Annotated in this window: 26 protein-coding genes; all 26 read left to right on the top strand. The window is 58.7% G+C overall.

Translation table 11 applies throughout. From position 1 onward, the window contains the following. Positions 1–50: 50 nt before the first annotated feature. The 26 genes from argS to NWF31_RS02105 all read left to right on the top strand — a co-directional run bounded on the left by argS (position 51) and on the right by NWF31_RS02105 (position 22471). A complete protein-coding gene (argS, locus tag NWF31_RS02230; protein WP_258358864.1) occupies positions 51–1733 on the top strand; it encodes an arginine--tRNA ligase in 1683 nt (560 codons plus the stop codon). 29 nt (positions 1734–1762) lie between these two features. Further along, on the top strand, positions 1763–3376 hold the full coding sequence (gene pyrG, locus NWF31_RS02225) for a CTP synthase (protein ID WP_258358863.1): 1614 nt from the start codon (positions 1763–1765) through the stop codon (positions 3374–3376). Continuing rightward, positions 3373–4461 (top strand): lipid II:glycine glycyltransferase FemX, encoded by a 1089-nt coding sequence (locus NWF31_RS02220; RefSeq protein WP_258358862.1) that lies wholly within the window; start codon positions 3373–3375, stop codon positions 4459–4461. The genes pyrG and NWF31_RS02220 overlap by 4 nt, the downstream gene beginning before the upstream one ends. Before the next feature lie 36 nt (positions 4462–4497). Then, positions 4498–5739 (top strand): alanine racemase, encoded by a 1242-nt coding sequence (gene alr, locus NWF31_RS02215; protein ID WP_258358861.1) that lies wholly within the window; start codon positions 4498–4500, stop codon positions 5737–5739. A 101-nt stretch (positions 5740–5840) separates the two neighbouring features. Beyond that, a complete protein-coding gene (locus NWF31_RS02210) occupies positions 5841–6233 on the top strand; it encodes a response regulator (RefSeq protein ID WP_258358860.1) in 393 nt (130 codons plus the stop codon). Positions 6234–6348: 115 nt separating this feature from the next. After that, positions 6349–7023: a hypothetical protein gene (locus NWF31_RS02205; RefSeq protein WP_258358859.1), complete on the top strand. Its 675-nt coding sequence runs from the start codon at positions 6349–6351 to the stop codon at positions 7021–7023. Between the two features lie 43 nt (positions 7024–7066). Next, positions 7067–7939 (top strand): class II fructose-1,6-bisphosphate aldolase, encoded by an 873-nt coding sequence (locus NWF31_RS02200; RefSeq protein WP_258358858.1) that lies wholly within the window; start codon positions 7067–7069, stop codon positions 7937–7939. Between the two features lie 37 nt (positions 7940–7976). After that, entirely contained in the window at positions 7977–8129 is a 153-nt protein-coding gene (locus NWF31_RS02195; RefSeq protein ID WP_258358857.1) for a DUF1540 domain-containing protein, read from the top strand. Positions 8130–8383: 254 nt separating this feature from the next. Further along, a complete protein-coding gene (gene fsa / locus NWF31_RS02190; RefSeq protein WP_258358856.1) occupies positions 8384–9031 on the top strand; it encodes a fructose-6-phosphate aldolase in 648 nt (215 codons plus the stop codon). 19 nt (positions 9032–9050) lie between these two features. After that, the gene (rho, locus tag NWF31_RS02185) at positions 9051–10331 is read left to right on the top strand and encodes a transcription termination factor Rho (RefSeq protein ID WP_258358855.1); all 1281 of its coding nucleotides are present in this window, start codon (positions 9051–9053) and stop codon (positions 10329–10331) included. A 217-nt stretch (positions 10332–10548) separates the two neighbouring features. Then, positions 10549–11445 (top strand): peptidoglycan DD-metalloendopeptidase family protein, encoded by an 897-nt coding sequence (locus NWF31_RS02180; RefSeq protein ID WP_258358854.1) that lies wholly within the window; start codon positions 10549–10551, stop codon positions 11443–11445. Between the two features lie 122 nt (positions 11446–11567). Beyond that, positions 11568–11771, top strand: coding sequence for a 50S ribosomal protein L31 (rpmE, locus tag NWF31_RS02175; RefSeq protein WP_258358853.1), 204 nt, complete (start codon positions 11568–11570; stop codon positions 11769–11771). Beyond that, entirely contained in the window at positions 11761–12747 is a 987-nt protein-coding gene (locus NWF31_RS02170; RefSeq protein WP_277998758.1) for a DUF1385 domain-containing protein, read from the top strand. Before rpmE ends, NWF31_RS02170 begins: the two co-directional genes overlap by 11 nt. Before the next feature lie 46 nt (positions 12748–12793). After that, positions 12794–13864, top strand: coding sequence for a peptide chain release factor 1 (prfA, locus tag NWF31_RS02165; RefSeq protein WP_258358852.1), 1071 nt, complete (start codon positions 12794–12796; stop codon positions 13862–13864). A gap of 5 nt (positions 13865–13869) precedes the next feature. After that, entirely contained in the window at positions 13870–14721 is an 852-nt protein-coding gene (prmC, locus tag NWF31_RS02160; RefSeq protein WP_258358851.1) for a peptide chain release factor N(5)-glutamine methyltransferase, read from the top strand. A gap of 31 nt (positions 14722–14752) precedes the next feature. After that, a complete protein-coding gene (locus tag NWF31_RS02155; protein ID WP_258358850.1) occupies positions 14753–15823 on the top strand; it encodes an L-threonylcarbamoyladenylate synthase in 1071 nt (356 codons plus the stop codon). 17 nt (positions 15824–15840) lie between these two features. Next, positions 15841–16425 (top strand): manganese efflux pump MntP, encoded by a 585-nt coding sequence (locus NWF31_RS02150; RefSeq protein ID WP_258358849.1) that lies wholly within the window; start codon positions 15841–15843, stop codon positions 16423–16425. 3 nt (positions 16426–16428) lie between these two features. Then, the gene (locus tag NWF31_RS02145) at positions 16429–16986 is read left to right on the top strand and encodes a low molecular weight protein arginine phosphatase (protein ID WP_258358848.1); all 558 of its coding nucleotides are present in this window, start codon (positions 16429–16431) and stop codon (positions 16984–16986) included. A gap of 172 nt (positions 16987–17158) precedes the next feature. Then, complete coding sequence (gene rpiB, locus NWF31_RS02140) at positions 17159–17617, top strand: ribose 5-phosphate isomerase B (protein ID WP_277998712.1); 459 nt, start codon at positions 17159–17161, stop codon at positions 17615–17617. A 24-nt stretch (positions 17618–17641) separates the two neighbouring features. Further along, positions 17642–18202, top strand: coding sequence for a TIGR01440 family protein (locus NWF31_RS02135; protein ID WP_258358846.1), 561 nt, complete (start codon positions 17642–17644; stop codon positions 18200–18202). Positions 18203–18294: 92 nt separating this feature from the next. Continuing rightward, the gene (glyA, locus tag NWF31_RS02130) at positions 18295–19545 is read left to right on the top strand and encodes a serine hydroxymethyltransferase (protein ID WP_258358845.1); all 1251 of its coding nucleotides are present in this window, start codon (positions 18295–18297) and stop codon (positions 19543–19545) included. A gap of 166 nt (positions 19546–19711) precedes the next feature. Continuing rightward, the gene (locus NWF31_RS02125; RefSeq protein WP_258358844.1) at positions 19712–20119 is read left to right on the top strand and encodes a deoxycytidylate deaminase; all 408 of its coding nucleotides are present in this window, start codon (positions 19712–19714) and stop codon (positions 20117–20119) included. 81 nt (positions 20120–20200) lie between these two features. Further along, a complete protein-coding gene (locus NWF31_RS02120) occupies positions 20201–20509 on the top strand; it encodes a MazG-like family protein (protein WP_277998711.1) in 309 nt (102 codons plus the stop codon). Between the two features lie 68 nt (positions 20510–20577). Further along, entirely contained in the window at positions 20578–21735 is a 1158-nt protein-coding gene (wecB, locus tag NWF31_RS02115; RefSeq protein WP_258358843.1) for a non-hydrolyzing UDP-N-acetylglucosamine 2-epimerase, read from the top strand. 120 nt (positions 21736–21855) lie between these two features. After that, positions 21856–22128: an AtpZ/AtpI family protein gene (locus NWF31_RS02110; protein WP_258358842.1), complete on the top strand. Its 273-nt coding sequence runs from the start codon at positions 21856–21858 to the stop codon at positions 22126–22128. Continuing rightward, entirely contained in the window at positions 22100–22471 is a 372-nt protein-coding gene (locus NWF31_RS02105) for a hypothetical protein (RefSeq protein WP_258358841.1), read from the top strand. Before NWF31_RS02110 ends, NWF31_RS02105 begins: the two co-directional genes overlap by 29 nt.

Below are 22471 nucleotides of genomic sequence, written 5' to 3'. Positions count from 1 at the left end.
TTCCACTCCACACCTCTCACATCCAATTTGCAAAGGAGTACAGGTAAGGCGTGAACATATTACAGGAAACCAAAAGGCGGTTGGCTGCGGCGCTGCGTGATGCCGCTGCCGCCGCCCGGGCAGCAGGGGAGCTAAGTTTTGAGACCCTGCCTGATTTTGTTATTGAGACGCCGCGGGATAAATCTCACGGCGACTTTGCTGCCAACCTGGCCCTGCTGCTGGCAAGACAGGCCCGCCAGTCACCCCGGAACGTAGCGGAAATCTTAGTGCGACACCTGGGAAAACCCCAACCCGGCGTGGCCAGGATCGAGGTGGCCGGACCGGGCTTTATTAATTTTATCCTGGACAGCCGGTGGTTCCTGCCGGTACTGCCTGCCGTCCTGGCCGAAGACGACCATTACGGCCGGTCCAATATCGGCCAGGGGATTAAGGTTCAGGTAGAATTTGTCAGCGCCAATCCTACCGGGCTCCTGCATATGGGCAATGCCCGGGGAGCGGCCCTGGGAGATAGTATTGCCAACCTCCTGACGGCAGCAGGCTACGACGTCACGCGGGAATTCTATATAAACGATGCCGGCAACCAGATTGAGAATTTTGGCCTTTCCCTAGAAGCCCGCTACCTGCAGGCCCTGGGATTGGATGCCGCCCTTCCCGCCGACGGCTATCACGGCGAGGACCTGGTTGAAACCGTGAGGCGCTTTGTGGACCGGTACGGGGATAAGTACCTGGATGCCGACCCGGCACTGCGGCGGGAAATGCTGGTCCGTTTTGCCCTGGAGGAAAAGCTGGCCGCCATTCGCCTGGTACTGGAGGATTTCGGCGTTATTTATGATGTCTGGTTCAGCGAGCAGTCCCTCCATGATTCCGGGGCCGTGGCCCGGGCCATAGCCGACCTGGACAGGGCCGGATATATTTATGAAAAGGACGGCGCCCTGTGGTTTAAAGCCACCCGCTTTGGTGCCGAAAAAGATGAAGTGGTGGTACGTAAGAATGGCCTGCCTACCTATTTTGCGGCCGATATTGCCTACCACCGCAATAAATTCGAACGGGGCTTTGAACGGGTCATCAATATCTGGGGCGCCGATCATCACGGTCATGTGGCCCGCCTGAAAGGGGCCCTCCAGGCCCTTGGTTACGATCCCGGACGCCTGGAAGTGGTCCTCATGCAGCTCGTCCGCCTCTACCAGGGCGGTGAAGTCCTGCGCATGTCCAAGCGAACCGGTCATTATGTAACCTTGAACGAGTTGATCGACGAAGTAGGCCGGGACGCCGCCCGTTATTTCTTCGTCATGCTGAAGAGCGACAGCCACCTGGAATTTGACCTGGACCTGGCCCGGTCGCAGACGGCCGACAACCCCGTTTTTTACGTCCAGTACGCCCATGCCCGTATCTGCAGCATCCTGCGCCTGGCAAAGGAAAGGGGCATGGAGGTTCCCCCTGCCCGGGAAGCCCGCCTGGAACTCCTGGAGGAGCCGGCGGAAGTGGAACTAATCAAGCAGATTGCCGCGTTGCCGGAAACAGTGGTGGGGGCGGCCCAGGCCCTGGAGCCCCACAGGCTTACCCGTTTCGCCCATGACCTGGCCGGCCTGTTCCACAGCTTTTATACCACCTGTCGCGTCCTGGACGATGACCCGGAGTTAAGAAAGGCGCGCCTGGTACTGGTGGAAGCCACGCGCATAACCTTACGCAACGTCCTGCACCTCCTTGGGGTAAGTGCCCCGGAAAGGATGTAAGGGAAGAAAGAGTTTTTATGGAGGAAATCATGCCTGCAAAATTTATTTTTGTCACCGGCGGTGTCACATCTTCTTTAGGGAAGGGGATAACCGCCGCTTCTTTAGGCAGACTTTTAAAGAGCCGGGGCCTGAAAGTCGCCATCCAGAAATTTGACCCCTATATCAACATTGACCCCGGCACCATGAGCCCCTACCAGCATGGGGAGGTTTTTGTCACCGATGACGGCGCGGAGACCGACCTGGACCTGGGTCACTACGAGCGCTTTATCGATATTAACTTGACCCGGGCCAGCAACGTCACCGCCGGCAAGATTTACTGGTCGGTCATCACCAAAGAACGCCGGGGCGACTACCTGGGGGGTACGGTCCAGGTCATACCCCACATTACCAATGAGATCAAAGAGCAGCTCTACCGGGTGGCCGAAGAAAGCGACCCGGATGTGGTAATCACCGAGATTGGCGGTACGGTGGGCGACATTGAGTCCCTACCCTTCCTGGAAGCCATCCGCCAGATGAAAAGCGACATCGGCCGCGACCGCGTCCTCTATATCCACGTCACCCTTGTCCCTTACCTGCGGGCTGCCAGGGAAGCCAAAACCAAACCCACCCAGCACAGCGTCAAAGAATTGCGCAGCATCGGTATCCAGCCCGATATCATCGTCTGCCGCACGGAACGTCCCTTTTCCCGGGAAATGGAGGAAAAAATAGCCCTCTTCTGCGACATCGACCCCGATGCCGTCATCCAGGCGTGGGATGCTGGTTCTATCTATGAAGTACCCTTGATGATGGAAAAAGAAGGCCTGGACAGCATTGTGGTGGAACGCCTGAAGTTACAGTGCGGACCCGCGCAGATGGACGACTGGCGCGCCATGGTAGAGCGCATGAAGAGCATCGCCCGCCACCTGGAGATTGCCCTGGTGGGTAAATACGTAACCCTGCCCGACGCCTACTTAAGCGTTGCTGAGGCTTTGCGCCATGCCGGTTTCTACCACGGCGTCCAGGTGGATATCCGCTGGATTTACTCGGCCGAGCTGGAGCGGGGCGGGCCGGAACAGCTAGAGGGAGTGGCCGGCATCCTGGTACCGGGGGGATTTGGTGACCGGGGTACGGAAGGCAAGATTTTAGCAGCCCGGTATGCCCGGGAAAAAATGGTGCCCTACCTGGGGATCTGCCTGGGCATGCAGCTGGCGGTGGTAGAGTTTGCCCGCCATGTCGCCGGGCTTAAAGAAGCCCACAGCGCCGAATTCAACCCGGAAACTCCCCATCCTGTCATTGATTTATTGCCGGAACAGAAGAATATAGCCGAAAAGGGCGGTACCATGCGCCTGGGGCTGTATCCCTGCCGGCTGCAGCCGGGGACGAAAGCCTACCAGGCCTACGGCGAGGAAGTGATTTACGAGCGCCACCGCCATCGCTACGAATTCAATAACAGCTACCGGGCGGAACTCACGGCCAGGGGTATGGTCATCAGCGGGACTTCCCCCGACAACCGCCTGGTGGAGATCATCGAGCTGGCCGACCATCCCTGGTTTGTCGCCAGCCAGTTCCACCCGGAATTTAAATCGCGGCCCAACCGGCCCCATCCCCTGTTCCGGGACTTTGTCGGGGCGGCCCTGGCTTATCAAGGGGGGCGAGGGGTATGAACCGCCAGGCAAGGCTCATCGGCCCGGAGGAGGAAAAGCGCTTTGACGCTTTCATTGCCAGCCATCCCAAGGGCCATTTTCTCCAGTCCTACGGCTGGGGCGAGGTGAAGGCCACTACCGGGTGGCAACCCTTACGGCTTGTCCTGGAGGAGGGGGGCAGCATCGTGGCTTGCGCCAGCCTCCTGAAAAGGCAGCTCCCTTATGTCGGCAAATCTATCCTCTATGCCCCCCGGGGACCGGTGGTGGACTTCCATGACGCTAACCTCTTCAGCGAACTCCTGGCCGCCGTCGACGGCGTGGCGCGGCAGGAAGGAGCTATTTTACTAAAAATCGACCCCGATATCCCGGAAGGCGATACGGCCGTAAAGCAGCTGCTGCGGGAAAAGGGTTTCCGCCTGGCGAACAAAGGGGCGGGTTTTGAAGGCGTCCAGCCGCGCCATGTTTTCCGCCTGGATATAACCCCTTCCCCGGAAGAACTCCTGGCCAACATGCACGGCAAAACCCGCTATAACATCCGCCTGGCGCAAAAAAAGGGTGTGACCATCAAAGATGATTGTACCCTGGATGACCTGCCGGTTTTTTACGAGATTTTAAAAGAAACCACCATCAGGGACCGCTTCCTGGTGCGTTCCTACAGCTACTTTGCCACCATGTGGCGGGAAATGGTGGAGCGCGGCTACGCTAAACTTTTTATGGCATACTACCAGGGGGAAGCCGTTGCCGGCACCCTGGCTTTTATCATGGGGGACAAGGCCTGGTACCTCTACGGCGCCTCCAGCAACCGCCACCGCAACGTCATGCCCAACTACCTCCTCCAGTGGGCCATGATCCTGTGGGCCAGGGAACAGGGGTGCACCATGTACGACTTTCGCGGCGTGCCGGGAAACCTGGATGAAAACAACCCCCTCTACGGCCTCTATCGTTTTAAGAAGGGCTTCAACGGCACCTTTACCGAGTTTATCGGCGAGTACGACCGTGTCTACTCCCCCTTTTACTACTGGCTCTGGCAGTCGGTCCTGCCCCTCTATTCCCAAGGATTCCGCCGCCTCCTGTTTTGGAAGAAAAAGGCTACTGCGGTAGAATGAAATTACTCCCTCAAGATAGGGTGGTGTCAATCCCCTGTGGACTTAGCAAAGCTAACCCGGCTGGCCGGTCCTCGCTGGATCGAGATCGAGGCCACAGCCCTGGAACATAACCTGCGCGTCGTGAAAGGCCTGCTCCAACCCCCGACCCGGCTCCTGGCCGTCATCAAGGCCGATGCCTACGGCGCCGGCGCCGTCGAGGCAGCCCGGATCTTCCTGGCCACAGGCGCAGACTACCTGGGGGTTACTACCCTGGCCGAAGGGCAGGAATTGCGCCGGGCCGGCATTACGGCCCCCATCCTGTTAATGAGTCCCCTGCTGCCGGAAGAACTGCCGCAAGCCTTGACTAATGACCTCACCCTGACCATCAGCAGCCGTTCTGGCGCTGAGGCGGCAGCGGCCGCTGCAGCCATGGTGGGCCGCCAGGCCCGGGTGCACCTGAAGGTAGAGACCGGCCTGCAGCGCACCGGCCTGGAACCGGGAGAAGTGGTCCCTCTGGCCAGAGAAATGCAGTACTGGCCCGGGGTGCAACTGGAAGGCATTTACAGCCACCTGGCCGAAGCGGCCCGTCCCGGGGCGGCCCGCAGGCAGCTGGATTGTTTCCGGAAAGTTATCATGGATTTGGAAAGCCAGCAGGTATCCCTGCCCGTAAAGCATATCTGCAACAGCACCGGCCTGCTCCTCCACCCGGAAATGCACCTCGATATGGTAAGGGCCGGTACCCTTTTGTACGGCCAGTTCCCCTACCGGGCTTCCCGCCGGGGCCTGGAATTAAAGAATCCCTGGCGGTTTAAAGCCCGCATTCTCTTTGTCCATGATGTGGCGGCCGGCACCCCTGTAGGCTACGGCGGCGATTATGTAGTCAAAAAAGCCACCCGCCTGGCCGTCATCCCCGTGGGTTATGCCGACGGCTTTGCTTTAACGGCCGTCAGCCGTCCCAAAAATCTAAACGACCTGGCCCGCCACCTGGCCAAAACTATCCTGGCTTACCTGGGCCGTGACAGTGCAGGGACGGCAGTTATCATTGGCGGGCAGGGGGCCCCGGTGGTTGGCCGGGTGGGCATGCAGCTTTCCATAGTCGATGTAGGCCACCTGGAGGGGGTTAAGGTCGGGCAGGTGGTAGAGGTGGATATCCGGCGACCCACGGCCAGCGCCCGCCTGCCCCGGGTGTACTGCCGGGAGGGACAACCATACCTGGTGCGGCAACCTTCCGGGGATATGGAACCGGTAGTATCCCCGGCTAAAGGAATTTTGTTACCGGAGCAGGAATTCAGCAATTGATAGCTAAATATATTTCGATGTTTATAGAGGAGAAATAGCGAAGAGGTTTTTAAAGGAGGGACTCTGTAAGTGCCGTAGTTGGAGGTGAGCTGGTTATCGTCATGAGTAAAAAGATTATGGTAATTGACGACCAGCCGGGTGTACGTCGTTTAGTCTGCGAAGCCTTAAGGCAGCAAGGATACACCTTGTATTTGGCGAGCGAAGGCAGGGAGGCCCTCGGGAAAATTACCAGCGAAGTTCCGGACCTGGTGATCCTGGACATTAAGATGCCCGGGATGAGCGGTGTGGAGTTTTTAAAGGAACTGCGAAGGATTACCGTGAATCTACCTGTTATAGTGATCACAGCGTACAATGAGCTGGAACTGGAGGAACAGGTGACCAGCTTTGGTGCCCGGCATGTCCTGTATAAGCCCTTTGATATTCGCCAGCTGTGCCAGCTTGTGCAGGCGGCCTTGTACCAGGCACAGTACCAGCTCCAGGTGGCAGAAGCATAATACCGGTTCCGCGCAGCAGACAGGCCTGCCTGACGGCAGGCCTTTTAAATTTGCCTGGGAGCAGGAATTTTCCCGGCAGCGGCGAATATGGAGGGGTGAGGAGGATAAATTAAAAGTGATCATACGCACCCTGAATGTTCTTGTTTTACGCTGCCCCTCCTGCGGCCGCCTGGAGTATCGCGGCTTATCCTTCTTTAATTTTGCCGGCGGCCGGATATGGCAGGTAGAATGCAGCTGCGGGACTCCCCTGCTAACCGTCAGCAGGAAAAAAGGAAAGAGTTTCTGGCTCCAGTATCGCTGCGGTATGTGTGATAGCGTCCATATTGCCAGCTACACCCGTCGTGAATTGTGGTCGCGGGAGCTCCTGACCCTTACCTGCAAAGAGACAGAACTGGAAGTAGGCTTTATCGGTCCCCGGGAAAAGGTGCAGCGGGCGGTACAGTACCATAACCGCGCCGTGGACGAAGCAGTCCGGGATCTTGGTTTCAGGGATTATTTTGATGAAACGGACATCATGTATCAATTGCTGTCCGTGATTTACCACCTGGCCGAAGAAGGCAGGGTGACCTGCGGCTGCGGCAGTGAAAATATTGAAATAGAAATTTTCCCCGGCCACTTGCAGCTGCGCTGCCAGGCCTGCCGGGCGGAAAAGATCCTGCCGGCCGCTACCATAATAGATCTGGAACAAGCGGAGAAACTAAAGGAAATCCGCCTGCCCGGTCACCTGGCAAGCAAAAATGGGAATAATACCAAACAGCGCGATCGCCGCCGGCGCAAATCACGGCTGTAACAACGGGACCCGGGGTATAATTTTTTTATGAGGAGTGGAGTTTATGCCGTTAGTTACCCTGGCCGAGGTTCTTAAAGATGCCGATGCCAAGGGTTACGCCATTGGCGCTTTCAACTGCAATAACATGGAAATCGTCCAGGCCATTATCAATGCCGCCGAGGCTGAAGGGGCACCCGTTATCATCCAGGCCAGCCAGGGAGCCATTAAATATGCCGGCCTGGAGTATATAACAGCCCTGGTGCGGACGGCGGCGGCAGGGACGCCCGTCCCGGTAGTCCTGCACCTTGACCACGGCACCGACTTCAACCAGGTCCTGCGCTGCCTGCGGGCCGGGTTCACCTCGGTCATGATCGATGGTTCCAAATACCCCCTGGAAGAAAACATCGCCCTGACCAGGCGCGTGGTGGAGATCGCCCATGCCATGGGTGCTTCCGTGGAGGGTGAACTGGGTAAAATCGGCGGCACCGAGGATCATATCAGCGTTTCCGAACGCGAGGCCACCATGACCGACCCCGACGAGGCCGGGCGTTTTGTTGCCGAGACGGGCGTCGACGCCCTGGCAATTGCCATCGGCACGGCCCACGGCCGTTATAAGGGTACGCCCCGGCTGGATTTCGACCGCCTGGCAGCCATTGACCGCCTGGTTCCCACCCCCATCGTCCTCCACGGTTCTTCCGGCGTCCTCGATGCCGATATCCGCCGCGCTGTGGAACTGGGTGTCCGCAAGATTAATATCGACACCGACATTCGTATCGCCTTTGTCGAGGCTACCCGCCAGGCCCTGGCGGCCAACCCCGGCGAGATCGACCCCCGTAAAGTCCTGGGACCGGCCCGGGAAGCCGCTGCCGCCGTTATCCGCCATAAAATGCAGGTTTTCGGCTGTTCCGGGCGCCTGCATATTTCTCCCCGGGTGTGAAAACCTATAGATAAACACCCTGAAGGAGGTAGATAAAATGGCGGGTATAAAATGCGGCGTAGAAGAGTGTCAATTCTGGGACAACATGGCCTGTACTGCCGACGCCATCGAAGTCAGGTCCAGTGGTGATCGTAAAGTAGTCAATTCTGATGGGACGGCCTGCCATACTTTCCGCCCCAAGAAGAGATAACTCTAGCTTAAGGGGAGCCCTGCGGCCCTGCCGCCGGGCTCCCGTCCTTCATAGAAGTTTTTCCAATCACCGGCAGGATTCTGGCTTTACATGGTGAATGTTTTATTAAAGGTTTGCTCTTTTATTTCCTGCCCGATTACACCCGTTTTTGAGACCCTTCACCGGCTAAGTGAAAAATAAGCACCGAAATTATAAGCATCCAACCTCTTTCTTTTCATAATCTAACAACCGCTTAACGGAGGTGCCCCCGGGAAGTGCGTATTTTTATCGATTCTGCCAATATTGAGGAGATTAAAGCGGCCAGTGATCTGGGTATAATTTCAGGTGTAACTACCAACCCGTCCCTGATTGCCAGGGAAGGGCGTAATTTTCGCCAGGTCGTGGAAGAGATTGCTGCCATTGTTGACGGCCCAATCAGTGCGGAAGTAATCAGCACGGAAGCAGGGACCATGATCGCCGAAGCCCTGGAACTGGCGGCCATTTCTCCCAACATTGTCATCAAGGTCCCCATGATAACCGAAGGCCTGAAGGCCATCAAAGAACTGGCAGCCCGGGGCGTTAAAACCAACGTCACCCTGGTCTTTTCCGCCAACCAGGCGCTCCTTGCCGCCCTGGCCGGCGCCACCTACGTAAGTCCCTTTGTTGGCCGCCTGGACGATATCAACCATGATGGCATGCAGGTCATTGCCGATATCGTCCCCATTTATGCCCAGCACGGCCTGGAAACCCAGGTTATTGCCGCCAGTATCCGCCATCCCCTGCACGTACTCCAGGCTGCCCGCCTGGGTGCCGATATTGCCACCGTTCCCTATAAAGTTATCATGCAGATGGTAAAGCACCCCCTGACGGACGCCGGTTTGGCCAAATTTCTCGCCGACTGGCAGCAGGTAAAGGATAAGTAATACTGGAGGTTATTTCCATTTGCAAACCGCCGAATTAGAAAGCAAGACCATGGTTGAGCTCTACCGGATAGCCCGGGAGCTGAATTTAAGCGGCTACTACCGCCTGCGCAAGAAAGAGCTGGTCTTTGAAATTGCCAAGGCCCTGGCCCAGAAGGAACAGCAGGAGAAGGAAAAGGAAGAGCAGCTGCAGGCCCAGGGCATCCTGGAAATCCTGCCCGACGGCTACGGCTTCTTGCGTCCCTTCGGTTATATACCCAGCGGTGACGATATTTATATTTCCCCTTCCCAGATCCGCCGCTTTGACCTGCGCACCGGCGACAAGGTAGCCGGCCTGGTCCGCCCGCCCAAAGACAACGAGCGCTTTTTCGCCCTGCTGCGCGTGGAAAAGGTTAACGGGGAAAAACCGGAGACATCACCGGAACGCCTCCACTTTGACGCCCTGACTCCTATTTATCCCTACGAGCGATATACCCTGGAGACGGGCGACGGCGACCACTCCACCAGGATTATCGACTTAATCGCCCCCCTGGGCAAAGGCCAGCGCGCCCTGATTGTTTCCCCTCCGAAAGCCGGCAAGACCGTACTGCTAAAAAAAATTGCAAACGCCATCACTGCCAACTATCCCGAGGTTGAGCTGATAATTTTATTAATCGACGAACGCCCCGAAGAAGTTACCGACATCGAACGCTCGGTGCGGGGCGAGGTGGTAAGTTCCACCTTTGACGAGCTGCCGGACAACCACGTCAAGGTGGCAGACATGGTCCTGGAACGGGCCAAGCGACTGGTGGAGCATAAGAAGGACGTCGTCGTCCTCCTGGACAGCATCACCCGTCTGGCCCGGGCCCACAACCTGGTCGTCCCACCCAGCGGCCGCACCCTTTCCGGCGGCGTAGATCCCACCGCCCTTTACAAGCCCAAGCGCTTTTTCGGCGCCGCCCGAAAAGTAGAAGAGGGCGGGAGCCTTACCATCGTGGCCACAGCCCTGATTGAAACCGGTAGCCGCATGGATGATGTTATCTTTGAAGAATTTAAAGGAACCGGTAATATGGAACTTATCCTGGACAGGAGGCTGGCCGAACGCCGCATTTTCCCGGCTATTGACGTCAAGCGCTCCGGCACCAGGCGGGAAGAACTGCTGTTAAGCCCCGAGGAACTGGAACTGGTCTGGAATTTCCGGCGGGTTACCAGCGGCATGGGGCCGGTGGAAGTGGCCGAGGTTTTAATCGAATCCATGCAAAAGACCAAGAGCAACAAGGACCTCCTGCGCGCCCTGCCGGCCTTGTTTCCCAGGGAGCATTAGCGAGGCTAGAACCCCGTTAGCAAAATACTAAAAATAGTATAAGGCTGGGTTTTGTTTGGAGCGAGCGAAAACAAAACCCAGCAAAATAGGCAGTTGGCTATTGCAAGACCAACCCCGTCCCGGACGGGGTATATTTTTGTGCAAGTATGGCTAAAATAAAGTTTAAATGGGAAAAAAGGCAACTTATACCATAACCGTTAAGAACAGGAGTGAAAAAATGCTGCACAACAAGATGGCGGTAAGCCTGGCCCTGGGGTTGGCCCTGCTGGTAAACAGCCTTTTTGCCCTCCCGGTGCAGGGGGCCGTCATCGAGGATCTGGAGCAGGTGGCGGCCGTCATCGCTCCCGAGGCTTACCGGGAACTATCGGCGCGGGTCAACAATTATACTCGCATTTACCGCGTAGAAGAGGGCGACACCCTGGAACGTATTGCCCGCCGTTACCAGGCCGATCCTGAACTGGTTGCGGCAATGAATTACATGGAAATTGATGCCGTCCTGGCCCCGGGACAATTTCTGGTGTTGCCCTATGTAGCCGAAGAGACCTACACGGTAGTGGCCGGGGATACCCTCTGGAGTATTGCCCGGCGCTACGGGACCAGCGTGGAAAGCCTGGCCGCCGCCAACGGCATTGTTGACGCCAGGCGGTTGCAAATTGGTACGGTCCTTACCATACCGGGTTCACCGGGAGGGGTGCCGGTAACCAGGGTAGAAAAAGCCCCGGTTTCCCGGGGTATAGGGCCCGCCTCTTTCTTCTGGCCCCTCATCGGCGCCATTACCTCCGGCTTTGGCTGGCGGGATAGCGAGTTCCACCACGGCCTGGACATAGCCGGTAAGGTAGGGGACTACGTCCGGGCTGCCTGGTCCGGGGTGGTAGCTTTTGCCGGCTGGGGTAACGATATCTATGGTAATATGGTCAAGATCGACCACGGCAACGGCCTGGAGACGGTATATGCCCATAACTCGCGCAACCTGGTTAAGGCCGGCGACTACGTCCGGGCCGGTGAGGCTTTGGCGGAAGTGGGCGATACAGGCAATGCCACCGGTCCCCATCTCCATTTTGAAATCAGGGAAAAGGGTAAGGCCGTCAACCCAGAACGTTTCTTAAAAAGGTAAAAGGGCCGGTTCGCCGGCCTTTTTTGATGGCAGGTGTATTCGGCCCAATTTTTTCTTTGCACCGGCGGCCCTTTCATGTTATACTGATATGAGTTTGATTTTCCCGCGGAGGTGAAGATGGCGTGAAACCGGATATTCATCCCAATTACGACAAAGCGCGGATTGTTTGTGCCTGCGGTAATGTCATTGAAACACGCTCCACCAAAAAAGAGATCCGGGTAGAGATATGCTCCCAGTGTCACCCCTTTTATACGGGTAACCGGCAGCAGCGGGTCGTCGAACGTGGTGGGCGCGTCGAGCGTTTCCGGCAAAAATATGGTCGCTAGAGTTAAAAGGCGGAGCCGCGAGCTCTGCTTTTTCCTATTGCCCGCGGCCCCCGGCATAGAATACGGCGGCCAGGCGGTCATCGAAGGTGTCATGATGCGGGGGCCGCGGAAGACGGCCGTAGCTATCCGCAAGGCAGGCGGCGAGATCCTGGTCCAGGCCGAAGCCAACAGTTCTATTACAGCCCGTTATCCTGTTTTAAAGCTGCCCCTGTTCCGCGGGGTGGTGGCCTTATTTGAGTCTTTAATCCTGGGCATCAGGTATCTAACCTTCTCGGCCAACCAGGCCATGGAAGGCGAAGAAGAGGAGTTGACTACCAGGGACCTGGTCCTGACGATAGCCATTGCCCTGGCGGCAGCCATAGGTATTTTTGTCCTTCTTCCTGCCGGGGCGGCCCTGCTCCTTCACAACCACCTGTCTATCCTGTGGCAGAACGTAGTCGAGGGACTCCTCAGGATGCTCCTCTTTTTAGGCTACGTGGTTGCCATCGGCCGGGTCCAGGACATCAGGCGTGTCTTCCAGTATCACGGGGCCGAGCATAAAGTAATTAATGCCCTGGAGGCGGGAGAAGATCTGAAGGTGGAAACGGTGCGACCCTATTCCACCCTCCATCCCCGCTGCGGCACCAGTTTTCTCCTCCTGGTCCTGGTGTTAACCATCGTCTTTTTTTCCTTTGTCGGCCGGGGCGGGGTATTCTGGCGCCTGGCTTCCAGGCTGGTATTACTGCCGGTAGTTGCCGGCCTGGCCTACGAATTGCTTAAATTTACCGGCCGCCATTTAAATGCACCCCTGGTACGGGCCATTGCAGCTCCGGGACTGTGGCTGCAGAAGCTTACCACCCGGGAGCCCGACGACGGCATGCTGGAGGTCGCCCTGGCCGCCCTGGAAGCAGTGCGGGAAAAGCCCCCCGGGGAAGAGGATACCCCATCGCCGGCTTATGTCCAGGGCGAACAGGAAGTAGCCATGCCGGATAACTAGGAGGCCCGGTGTGAAGATTTTTTGGGTTGGAAAGGGGTGAAGCCTTGTGCTGGAAAAACTAAAACAGCTTGAAGCTAAATACGAAGAGCTGGGGCAGCTCATGGGCGACCCGGCAGTAATAGCCGACCCGGAACAATTGCAGAAGCATGCCCGGGCCCACGCGGCCCTGGAAGATATAGTCATGACCTTTCGCCACTATCGCCGGGTCTTGTCCGACCTGGAAGAAAGCCGAAGCCTCCTGGAAGAAGAGAAGGACCCCGAGTTCCGCGATTTCTTAACAGGAGAATTAAAGCGCCTGGAAGAGGAAAAAGAGGACCTGGAACGCCGGTTAAAGATCCTGCTCCTGCCTAAAGATCCCAATGACGAAAAGAACATCATCATGGAGATCCGGGCCGGGGCCGGCGGCGATGAAGCCGCCCTTTTTGCCGGCGACCTGTTCCGCATGTACCAGCGTTATGCGGAGAAAAAGCGCTGGCGCACGGAGATTATTGACTCCCATCCTACGGAACTGGGAGGCTTTAAAGAAATTATTTTCCAGGTTGAAGGCCAGGGGGTTTACAGCCGCCTGAAATTTGAAAGCGGCGTCCACCGGGTGCAGCGTATCCCCACCACCGAATCCGGCGGGCGGATTCATACCTCCACAGCAACGGTGGCCGTCCTACCGGAAGCGGAAGAAGTAGATGTGGAGATAAACCCCGAGGACCTGCGCATTGACATCTTCTGTTCCAGCGGGCCCGGGGGGCAGTCCGTTAACACCACCTACTCGGCGGTACGGATTACCCATCTCCCGACGGGTCTGGTGGTGTCCTGCCAGGACGAGAAATCCCAGCTGAAGAATAAGGAAAAGGCCCTGAAGGTCCTGCGGGCGCGTCTCCTGGATATGGCCCGGGCCGAACAGGAGGGAGAACTGGCGGCCGAACGGCGCTCCCAGGTGGGCACCGGCGACCGCAGCGAGCGGATCCGCACCTACAATTTTCCCCAGAACCGGGTGACCGACCACCGCATCGGCCTGACCCTGCACCACCTGGATACCATCCTGGACGGTGAGCTGGACGAGATCATCGATGCCCTGGTGACCAGCGACCAGGCCGAAAGGTTAAAGAATATGGAGGCTTAAGGCCATTGACCCTCCGGGAAGCCTTAAAAGAAGCGAGCCGGCGGTTTGCGGCCGCAGGGTTTCCCCGGCCCCGGCTGGAGGCGGAAGTGCTCCTGGCCTGGGCCGGCCGGTATACGAGGGCCCAGCTCCTGGCCCGCATGGAGGAAGAACTGGGACCCTCCGTCGCCGCCAGGTTCTGGCCGGCCGTGGAGCGCCGGGCGGCCGGGTACCCCCTCCAGTATTTGACCTGCCGCCAGGAATTCATGTCCCTGGAGTTTAAAGTTACCCCGGCGGTTTTAATCCCCCGCCAGGATACGGAATTGCTGGTGGAAGCTGTCTTAGAACGCCTCGACGCGGGGGAAAGTCTTGTTCTTGCCGATTGCGGCACGGGGAGCGGGGCCATAGCCTTGAGCCTGGCGTACTACCTGCCCAAAGCCAGGGTTTACGCCACCGATATAAGCCCGGCAGCCCTGGAAGTAGCCCGGCAGAATGCCCGGGTTTTAGGCCTGGCAGGCCGGGTTACTTTCTTGCAGGGCGATTTTCTAAGGCCCCTCAGCGGTTTAAAGCTGGACGCCCTGGTGGCCAACCCTCCCTATATACCTGCCGGCGAATTGGACAGGCTGCCGCCGGAGGTCCAGGCCGAGCCGCGCCTGGCCCTGGACGGCGGCCCCGACGGCTTAAATGCCTACCGCATCCTGCTGCCCGGGGCGCCGGAGGTTTTAAAGGCCGGGGGACTCCTGGCCCTGGAGATCGGGTATAATCAAGGCAGGGCCGTCCGGGAAATGGCGGTTTCCACCGGGGCTTACCGGGATATGGTGGTGTTACCTGATTACGGCGGCCGCGATCGTTGTTTCCTGGCCTATAGGCGGGAAGAATAATAACTGCGATAAGTACATAGAGGTGAATTGGGTGGCTGTAGGTAAGCGCACGAAATATTTAAAAATAGACCCCCGGGTACCGGAACTCCATAAAATTCGCCTGGCGGCCCGGATCCTTAACCGGGGAGGGGTAGTGGCCTTTCCGACGGAAACGGTCTACGGCCTGGGGGCCAATGCCCTGGACGATCGGGCAGTGCGGCGCATTTTTCGCGCCAAGGGACGGCCGGCCGACAACCCCCTTATTGTTCATATTGCCAGTTTCCGGGATGTCCAGGACCTGGTAGCTTACCTGCCGCCGCGGGCGACCCTCCTCATGCAGCGCTTCTGGCCCGGCCCCCTGACCCTGGTGCTGCCCAGGGGCGAATTGGTACCGGATATCGTGACTGCCGGTCTGGACACGGTAGGCATCCGCATGCCTGCCCACCCCGTAGCCCAGGCCCTCATCCGTGTCGCCCGCCTGCCCATAGCGGCGCCCAGCGCCAATATCTCGGGGCGGCCCAGCCCTACCACCGGCCGGCACGTCCTTAAAGACCTGCGGGGCAAAATCGATGCCGTCGTCGACGGCGGCCCGGCTACCGTCGGGGTAGAATCCACGGTCCTGGACCTGACAACCCCGGTACCCACCATTTTAAGGCCGGGAGGAGTGACCTATGAGGAGCTCAAGGCCGTCCTCGGCGAAGTCGCTATTGACCCGGCCGTCCAGGGCGACCAGGTAACCCAGCCGCGCGCCCCCGGGATGAAATATAAACATTACGCCCCCATGGGGGAAGTCTTTGTTGTCACGGGAGAACTGGAAAGGGTGACGGCCAAGATCCGCGCCCTGGTAGCGGCCTGGCAGCGCAGGGGTTTCCGGGTGGCCGTCCTGGCAACCGCCGAAACGGCCGTCGCCTACCGGCAGGACCCCCGGCCGGATTACCTGGAGGTCCTGGGAAGCCGTTCCCGGCCGGCTACCATTGCCGCCACCCTCTTTAACGCCCTGCGCAACTGCGACCGCCACCATGCCGACATCATCCTGGCCGAAGCCATAGCCGAAGAAGGCCTGGGCCTGGCAATTATGAACCGCCTGCGCAAGTCGGCGGCTAACCGTATCATCCATGCTTAAAGTGGGGGTATTGACACATGGAGCCCTTAGGTATCATCCTGGTAGCCATGGCCCTGGGCACCGATGCCTTTTCCCTGGCCACCGGCCTGGCCATGGGCGGTCTCAGGGGGCGCCAGGCAGTGGTTTTTGCCGGTACGGTAGGCATTCTTCACATTATTATGCCCCTGACCGGGCTCTACCTGGGCCTGATCCTGGGCCGGATCCTGGGAAAACTGGCAGCCATTATCGGCGCCCTGGTCCTTTCCGGTATGGGGGGACTGATGCTCTGGGAGGCCGTCGCCTCGCCGCAAGAAGGGGGCGGCCTGGCCGGGCAGGTGCTGCGGGCGGTACCCGGCCGCCGGGGGATACTCAGCGGCCTGACGGCGGTCCTCCTCATAGCCGGCAGCGTTAGCCTGGATGCCCTCAGCGTCGGCTTTGGCCTCGGCGCCATCAGCGTCAATATCCCCCTGACGGTCCTGACCATGGGCTTTATTGCCGGGATCATGACGGCCCTGGGGCTCCTGGCCGGCCGGCGCCTGGGTGCCTACCTGGGCAGCAAGGCCGAGATTGTCGGCGGCCTGATTCTGGTAGGTATCGGCTTAAAAATGCTGGTGGGGGTGTAAGATATGCCGGGCATCCTGTTTATTTGTACCGGTAACACCTGCCGCAGTACCATGGCGGCGGCCATTGCCTCCCGCATAAAGGAAGAACGGGGTTTAGATGTTGATGTTACCTCGGCCGGCCTGGCAGCCCGGGAGGGTGAACCGGCGACACCGGAAGCCGTCCGGGCCCTGGCGGCCATGGGCATCGACCTCCGGGAACACCGCGCCCGGCGGGTCACAGGGGCCATGGTGGAAGACGCTGACCTGATTTTAACCATGACCCGCTCCCACAAGGAATTTCTCCTGCACTTTTACCCGGCCGCCGGGGGCAAAACCTTTACCTTGAAGGAGTACGCCCGGGAAGACCCTCAAAAGCCCGCGGAAAGGGCACAGGAGGTTACAGGCGCCGGGGAAGCTGCACCAGTGATCCAGGCTGCAGATGACGACATTCCCGATCCCTTTGGCCGCCCCCTGGAAGTTTACCAGGCTACAGCTAGGGAATTGGCCGGCCTTATTAGACAGGCCCTGGAGAAATATGCACAGGACACCCATGCCGCTAACGCGGCACCATCAGAAGGATGAAAATAACGGGCTGGCATTTGTTTGGAGCGAGCAAAAACAATGCCAGCCTGGAGAGAAGTTATTTTCAGGGTAGGGTAGAAAAAAGTAGGTTTGGTAACTTGAGCAGGAATTAGCGTTAACACGGCGAATAATTAAATAGTATTTAATCTTTATGGCAAGAGGTGCAGTTAAATTGCGCGTCGCCCTGGGCAGCGACCACGGCGGTTTCCATCTCAAAGCAGTAATTAAAGAGTACCTGGACCGGCAGGGGATTGCCAATTACGATTTCGGCACCTATGATGCCGGCGCGGTAGATTATCCCGACTTTGCCCGCAAGGTCGCCGAGGCTGTAGCCAGCGGGGAATACGACCGGGGCATTCTCTGCTGCGGTACGGGTATCGGTGTCTGCATCGCGGCCAATAAAGTCCCGGGCATCCGCGCCGCCCACTGCCATGATACCTTTTCCGCCCGGGCGTCGCGGGAACATAATGACGCCAATATCCTTACCATGGGCGAACGGGTTGTCGGCCCCGGCCTGGCCCTGGAAATCGTAGCTACCTGGCTGGAAGCCGGTTTCAGCGGTGGCCGTCACGCCCGGCGGGTGGCTAAAATCAGTGCCATTGAGGCCAGTTACTCTTGCCGGAAAGAATAGGGCAGGGTAGAAAGGACGGGTAAAATGGCCGATTTAAACGCCATTACCGCACTGGTTAAAGCGGCTGCGATGGAGCTTATTGAAGTCGCCGCCTTAAAACCCTGCCAGATCCTGGTTGCCGGCTGCAGTACCAGCGAAATTATGGGGCAGAAGATCGGCACGTCTTCTTCCCTGGAAGTGGGCCGGGCTGTAATTGCAGGCCTGCTCCAGGCCACCAGGCCGGCCCAGCTATACCTGGCGGCCCAGTGTTGCGAACATTTAAACAGGGCCCTGGTTATCGAGGCCGGGGCCGCCCGGCTTTACAACCTCGAGGTGGTAACGGTCGTGCCGGCGCCCAAGGCCGGCGGTTCCCTGGCCACGGCGGCTTTTGCCGCCTTCCACCGCCCGGTGGTGGTAGCCGGGCTCCAGGCCCATGCCGGCCTGGATATCGGCACCACCCTCATCGGCATGCACCTGCGGCCGGTAGCCGTGCCCGTGCGCTTGCAGGTCAAAACCATCGGTTGCGCCCCTGTGACGGCGGCCCGGACGCGCCCGCCTTTGATAGGCGGCGAAAGGGCTGTATATAAAGCCACCTGGAGCAATTAAAGAATCACGACGGGAATGTGGGACCCGGGGATGAAAAAGCCTGGCAGCAAGCCAGCTAAAAGTCGCCGGCCAGGAACAGGAGGGAAATATTAATGAATCTAGAAACTGTAGCAAAGGTGGACCCCGAGCTGGTCGAGGCCGTCAGGGGTGAACTTGAGCGGCAGCGTACCCACCTGGAACTCATCGCCTCGGAAAACTTCGTCAGCCGTGCCGTCATGGCTGCCTGCGGGACGGTCCTGACCAATAAATACGCCGAAGGATATCCCGGCCAGCGATATTACGGGGGGTGCGAGTGGGTAGATGTGGTCGAAGACCTGGCCCGGGAACGGGCCAAAGTCCTTTTCGGCGCCGAACATGCCAACGTCCAGCCCCATTCCGGCAGCCAGGCCAATACCGCCGTCTACCTTGCCGTCCTTAAACCCGGCGATAAAGCCCTGGGGATGAACCTGGCCCACGGCGGCCACCTGACCCACGGCAGCCCGGTCAGTCTCTCCGGCCGGTATTATCATTTTTCCTTTTACGGCGTCAACCCCGATACCGGGCGGATTGATTACGATGAAGTAGACCGGATCGCCCGGGAAGTAAAGCCCAGGTTAATTGTCGCCGGGGCCAGCGCCTACCCGCGGGTCATCGATTTTGCCCGTTTCCGGGAGATAGCAGATGAGGTAGGCGCTCTCCTCATGGTGGACATGGCCCATATTGCCGGGCTGGTGGCCGCCGGTATCCACCCCAGCCCCATACCTTACGCCCATTTTGTGACCACTACCACCCACAAGACCATGCGGGGTCCGCGGGGAGGTATTATCCTTACCACCCGGGAATACGCCAGGGAAATCGACAAGGCGGTCTTTCCCGGCATCCAGGGCGGGCCCCTGATGCACATAATCGCTGCCAAGGCGGTGGCCCTGAAAGAGGCCATGCAGCCGGAATTCAAGCGCTACCAGGAAAGAATTGTCGCCAATGCCCGTACCCTGGCCGAAGCCCTGCAGGGTTACGGCTTTAACCTGGTATCCGGGGGTACCGACAACCACCTGATCCTGGTGGACCTGCGCAATAAAGGCCTTACCGGCCGCGAGGCCGAAGATATTTTGGGTTCCGTGCAGATAACCGTCAATAAAAATGCCATCCCCTTCGACCCGGAGAAACCCAGCGTAACCAGTGGCATCCGCCTGGGGACGGCCGCCCTGACCACCCGGGGCATGGACGCCGACGCCATGCGCATGGTAGCCCGGGCCATCGATCTGGCCCTCTCCTACGGCCCGGACGGCAAAAAGCTTGATGAAGCGCGGGGAATCGTCGCCGAGCTCTGCCGGGCCTATCCCCTGTACCCGGGACTTGATTGATTTGCAGTACCCGCCGGCAACTAAACCGGCGGGTTTATTGATGTAAAAAACTATGGTAGCCCGGGGGAAATTATGTTAAAATAACCCCGGATACACGCGGCTTAATTTTTTTGGCGGGTACGACCCGCTAAAATTTTACCTGTTACTTTCCATACGGGTGAAGTTTATGCGAAAAGACTGGGACGATTACTTTATGGATATAGCCTTCCAGGTGGCCGGCCGCAGCACCTGCAACCGGCGGGCTGTGGGCGCCCTGGTGGTCAAGGACAGGCGTATAAAGGGGACCGGCTACAACGGCGCCCCCCACGGCCTGCCCCACTGCCTGGACGCCGGCTGCCTCATGGATGGAGAGCACTGCCGGCGGACCATTCACGCCGAAATCAATGCCCTCCTGGAGTGTTCGCCGGAAGAACGGTCCGGGGCCACCATGTACGTTACCGACTATCCCTGTGAGAGGTGCGCCCTGACCATTATCCAGGCCGGGATTAAAAGAGTCGTTTACGCCCGGCTCTACCCGGTTGCCCATGACTGGCTGTGGGAAGCCGGGCTGGAAATCGTCCACCTGCCCCGGTAGTGGAGGTCGGGGGGTGTTGCTTTCTCGGCAGGTAAAGTCAGGGAGGCTACTGGAGAAGCCTCCCCGGTGGGAGGGGTAATTTTGCAGCAAAAGATTATTGCTTTGCCCAAACTGGACAACCTGACGCCAACCATGGAATCCACCGCCCTGAAGCTCATGGAAGAAGCCGGGGAACTCGCCCAGGCCATCGGCAAACTCCGGGGCCTGAGCGGCGAGGCGGTCAGGGTGGACCATGATGCCGTCCTGGCGGCCATTACCCGCGAGCTCCTGGACGTGGCCCAGACGGCCGTTTCCCTCATGTTTGTGCTGGAAGACCAGTACGGTGTCGATATCCAGCAGGCCCTGGAGGAGCACGTCCATAAACTCCGGGCGAAAAAATACCTGAAGTAAGAGGCGACGGCTCCGGGGGCGCCTGCAAGGCAAACCGCCCCGGGCCGTCTTTGCGGAGGAAGTTTTTCATGCCGCCCATAAAGGTCTTAACTGTCTTTGGCACCCGCCCCGAGGCCATAAAAATGGCCCCGGTGGTAAAAGAACTGAATCGTTTCCCCGAGGAGTTCGATTGCCGGGTGGCAGTCACGGCCCAGCACCGGGAGATGCTCGACCAGGTCCTGCACCTGTTCCGCATCCAACCTGCCTATGACCTGGACATCATGCGGCCCCGCCAGACCCTGGAAGAAGTGACGACCAGGGCTTTAAATGGTTTGGCCGGGGTTTTAGAAACCTCCCCGCCGGATGTGGTCCTGGTGCACGGGGACACCACCACCACCTTTGTGGCGGCCCTGGCCGCTTTTTACCGGCAAATTCCCGTCGGCCATGTTGAAGCCGGCTTGAGGACCGGGGATCGCTATGCTCCTTTCCCGGAGGAGATGAATCGCCGCCTGGCCGGGGCCCTGGCCGACATCCATTTTGCCCCCACGGCCACCGCCCGGGATAACCTCTTGCGCGAGGGCGTACCGGCCGGGCACATCTACGTCACCGGCAATACCGTAATCGATGCCTTAAAGGCCACCGTCCGCCCCGGTTACTCCTTTACCGATCCCCGCCTGCAGGAATTGATCGCGCAGGGGTGGCGGCTCATCCTGGTAACTGCCCACCGGCGGGAGAACTGGGGCGAGCCCATGCGCGCGATATTCAGCGCCCTGGGGGAGGTGGTAAAGCGCTATGAAGATGTTGTTGTCGTTTTCCCCGTCCACTACAACCCCCGGGTCCGCGAGCTGGCGGGGGAAATCCTCGGCCGCCGGGAGCGTATTTATTTGATCGACCCCCTGGACTACGAGCCCTTTGTCAACCTGATGGCCCGTTCCTACCTGGTGCTGACGGATTCCGGCGGTCTCCAGGAAGAAGCGCCGGCCCTCGGTAAACCGGTGCTGGTGCTGCGGGAAGTGACCGAGCGCCCGGAAGCTGTTGCTGCCGGCACCGTGCGCCTGGTGGGCACCGGCTATCAGGAGATCCTGGATGCTACCGGCGAACTCCTGGAAGACCGGCAGGCTTACTTGCGCATGGCCCATGCCGTCAACCCCTACGGCGACGGCCAGGCCGCCCGGCGTATCCGCGGCGCCCTGCGCCATTACTTTGGCCTGGCAGTTGCCAGGCCCCAGGAATTTACGCCTGCATAAAGTGTCTCTATGTTTTGCATAAGAAGCGACATTTTGCGGCAGGAATTTCACCGGGAATAGAGAATACTTTTTTAACATCGATAGGGTATAAAAATTTTTTCCAGGCACAATTTAACATTAATGGCAGCCAAAAAGCGTGACTACTGGGATTACGCGCGCTATGCCAATATGGCCTTTTCCTTTGGGGTCACTATGACTGCCGCCATCCTCCTAGGCCTTTACGGCGGGTTATGGCTGGACCGGCGGTGGGGCACATCACCCCTTTTCTTGCTACTTGGCGTTTTTCTGGGAATAGGGGTGGCATTCCGCTCGATTTTAAGCGAGCTGCGGGTCCTGGAAAAGAAAGCACCGGGGATTAAAACCGATGATCAGGATAAAACCCACCCGGACTGAGAAAGGGATGCTGGTCCTGGCTGCTCTGGAAGCAGTGGCCGGCCTCGTTACCGCTCACTATGCCTTTGCTGCCGGCGTGGGTGTAGCTTTGCCTGTTTCCCTGGGGTTATTTCGCTGGCAGCTAGGGGCCGTCACCGGCCTGGACAACCTGCCGCCTAAGGCCGTTAATCGTTTCCTCGGCCGTTCTTTAATCCGCTCCTCCGTGGCCCTGGCCCTCCTGGTCCTGGCCCTGGCCGGGGGGATAGAGTTTCTTTTTGGGGTGCTTGCAGGGCTGTTGCTCCAGGTGATGGTCTACATGGGCGAGGCTATTCTTATTATGCTGAGAAAGGAGGGATGGGATTAA

Origin of the sequence: Neomoorella sulfitireducens, assembly GCF_024733845.1 — a bacterium.
Taxonomy (GTDB): domain Bacteria; phylum Bacillota; class DSM-521; order Neomoorellales; family Neomoorellaceae; genus Neomoorella; species Neomoorella sulfitireducens.
Note: the sequence above shows the minus strand (reverse complement) of the source record. Positions and strands in the feature narration are given on the sequence as shown.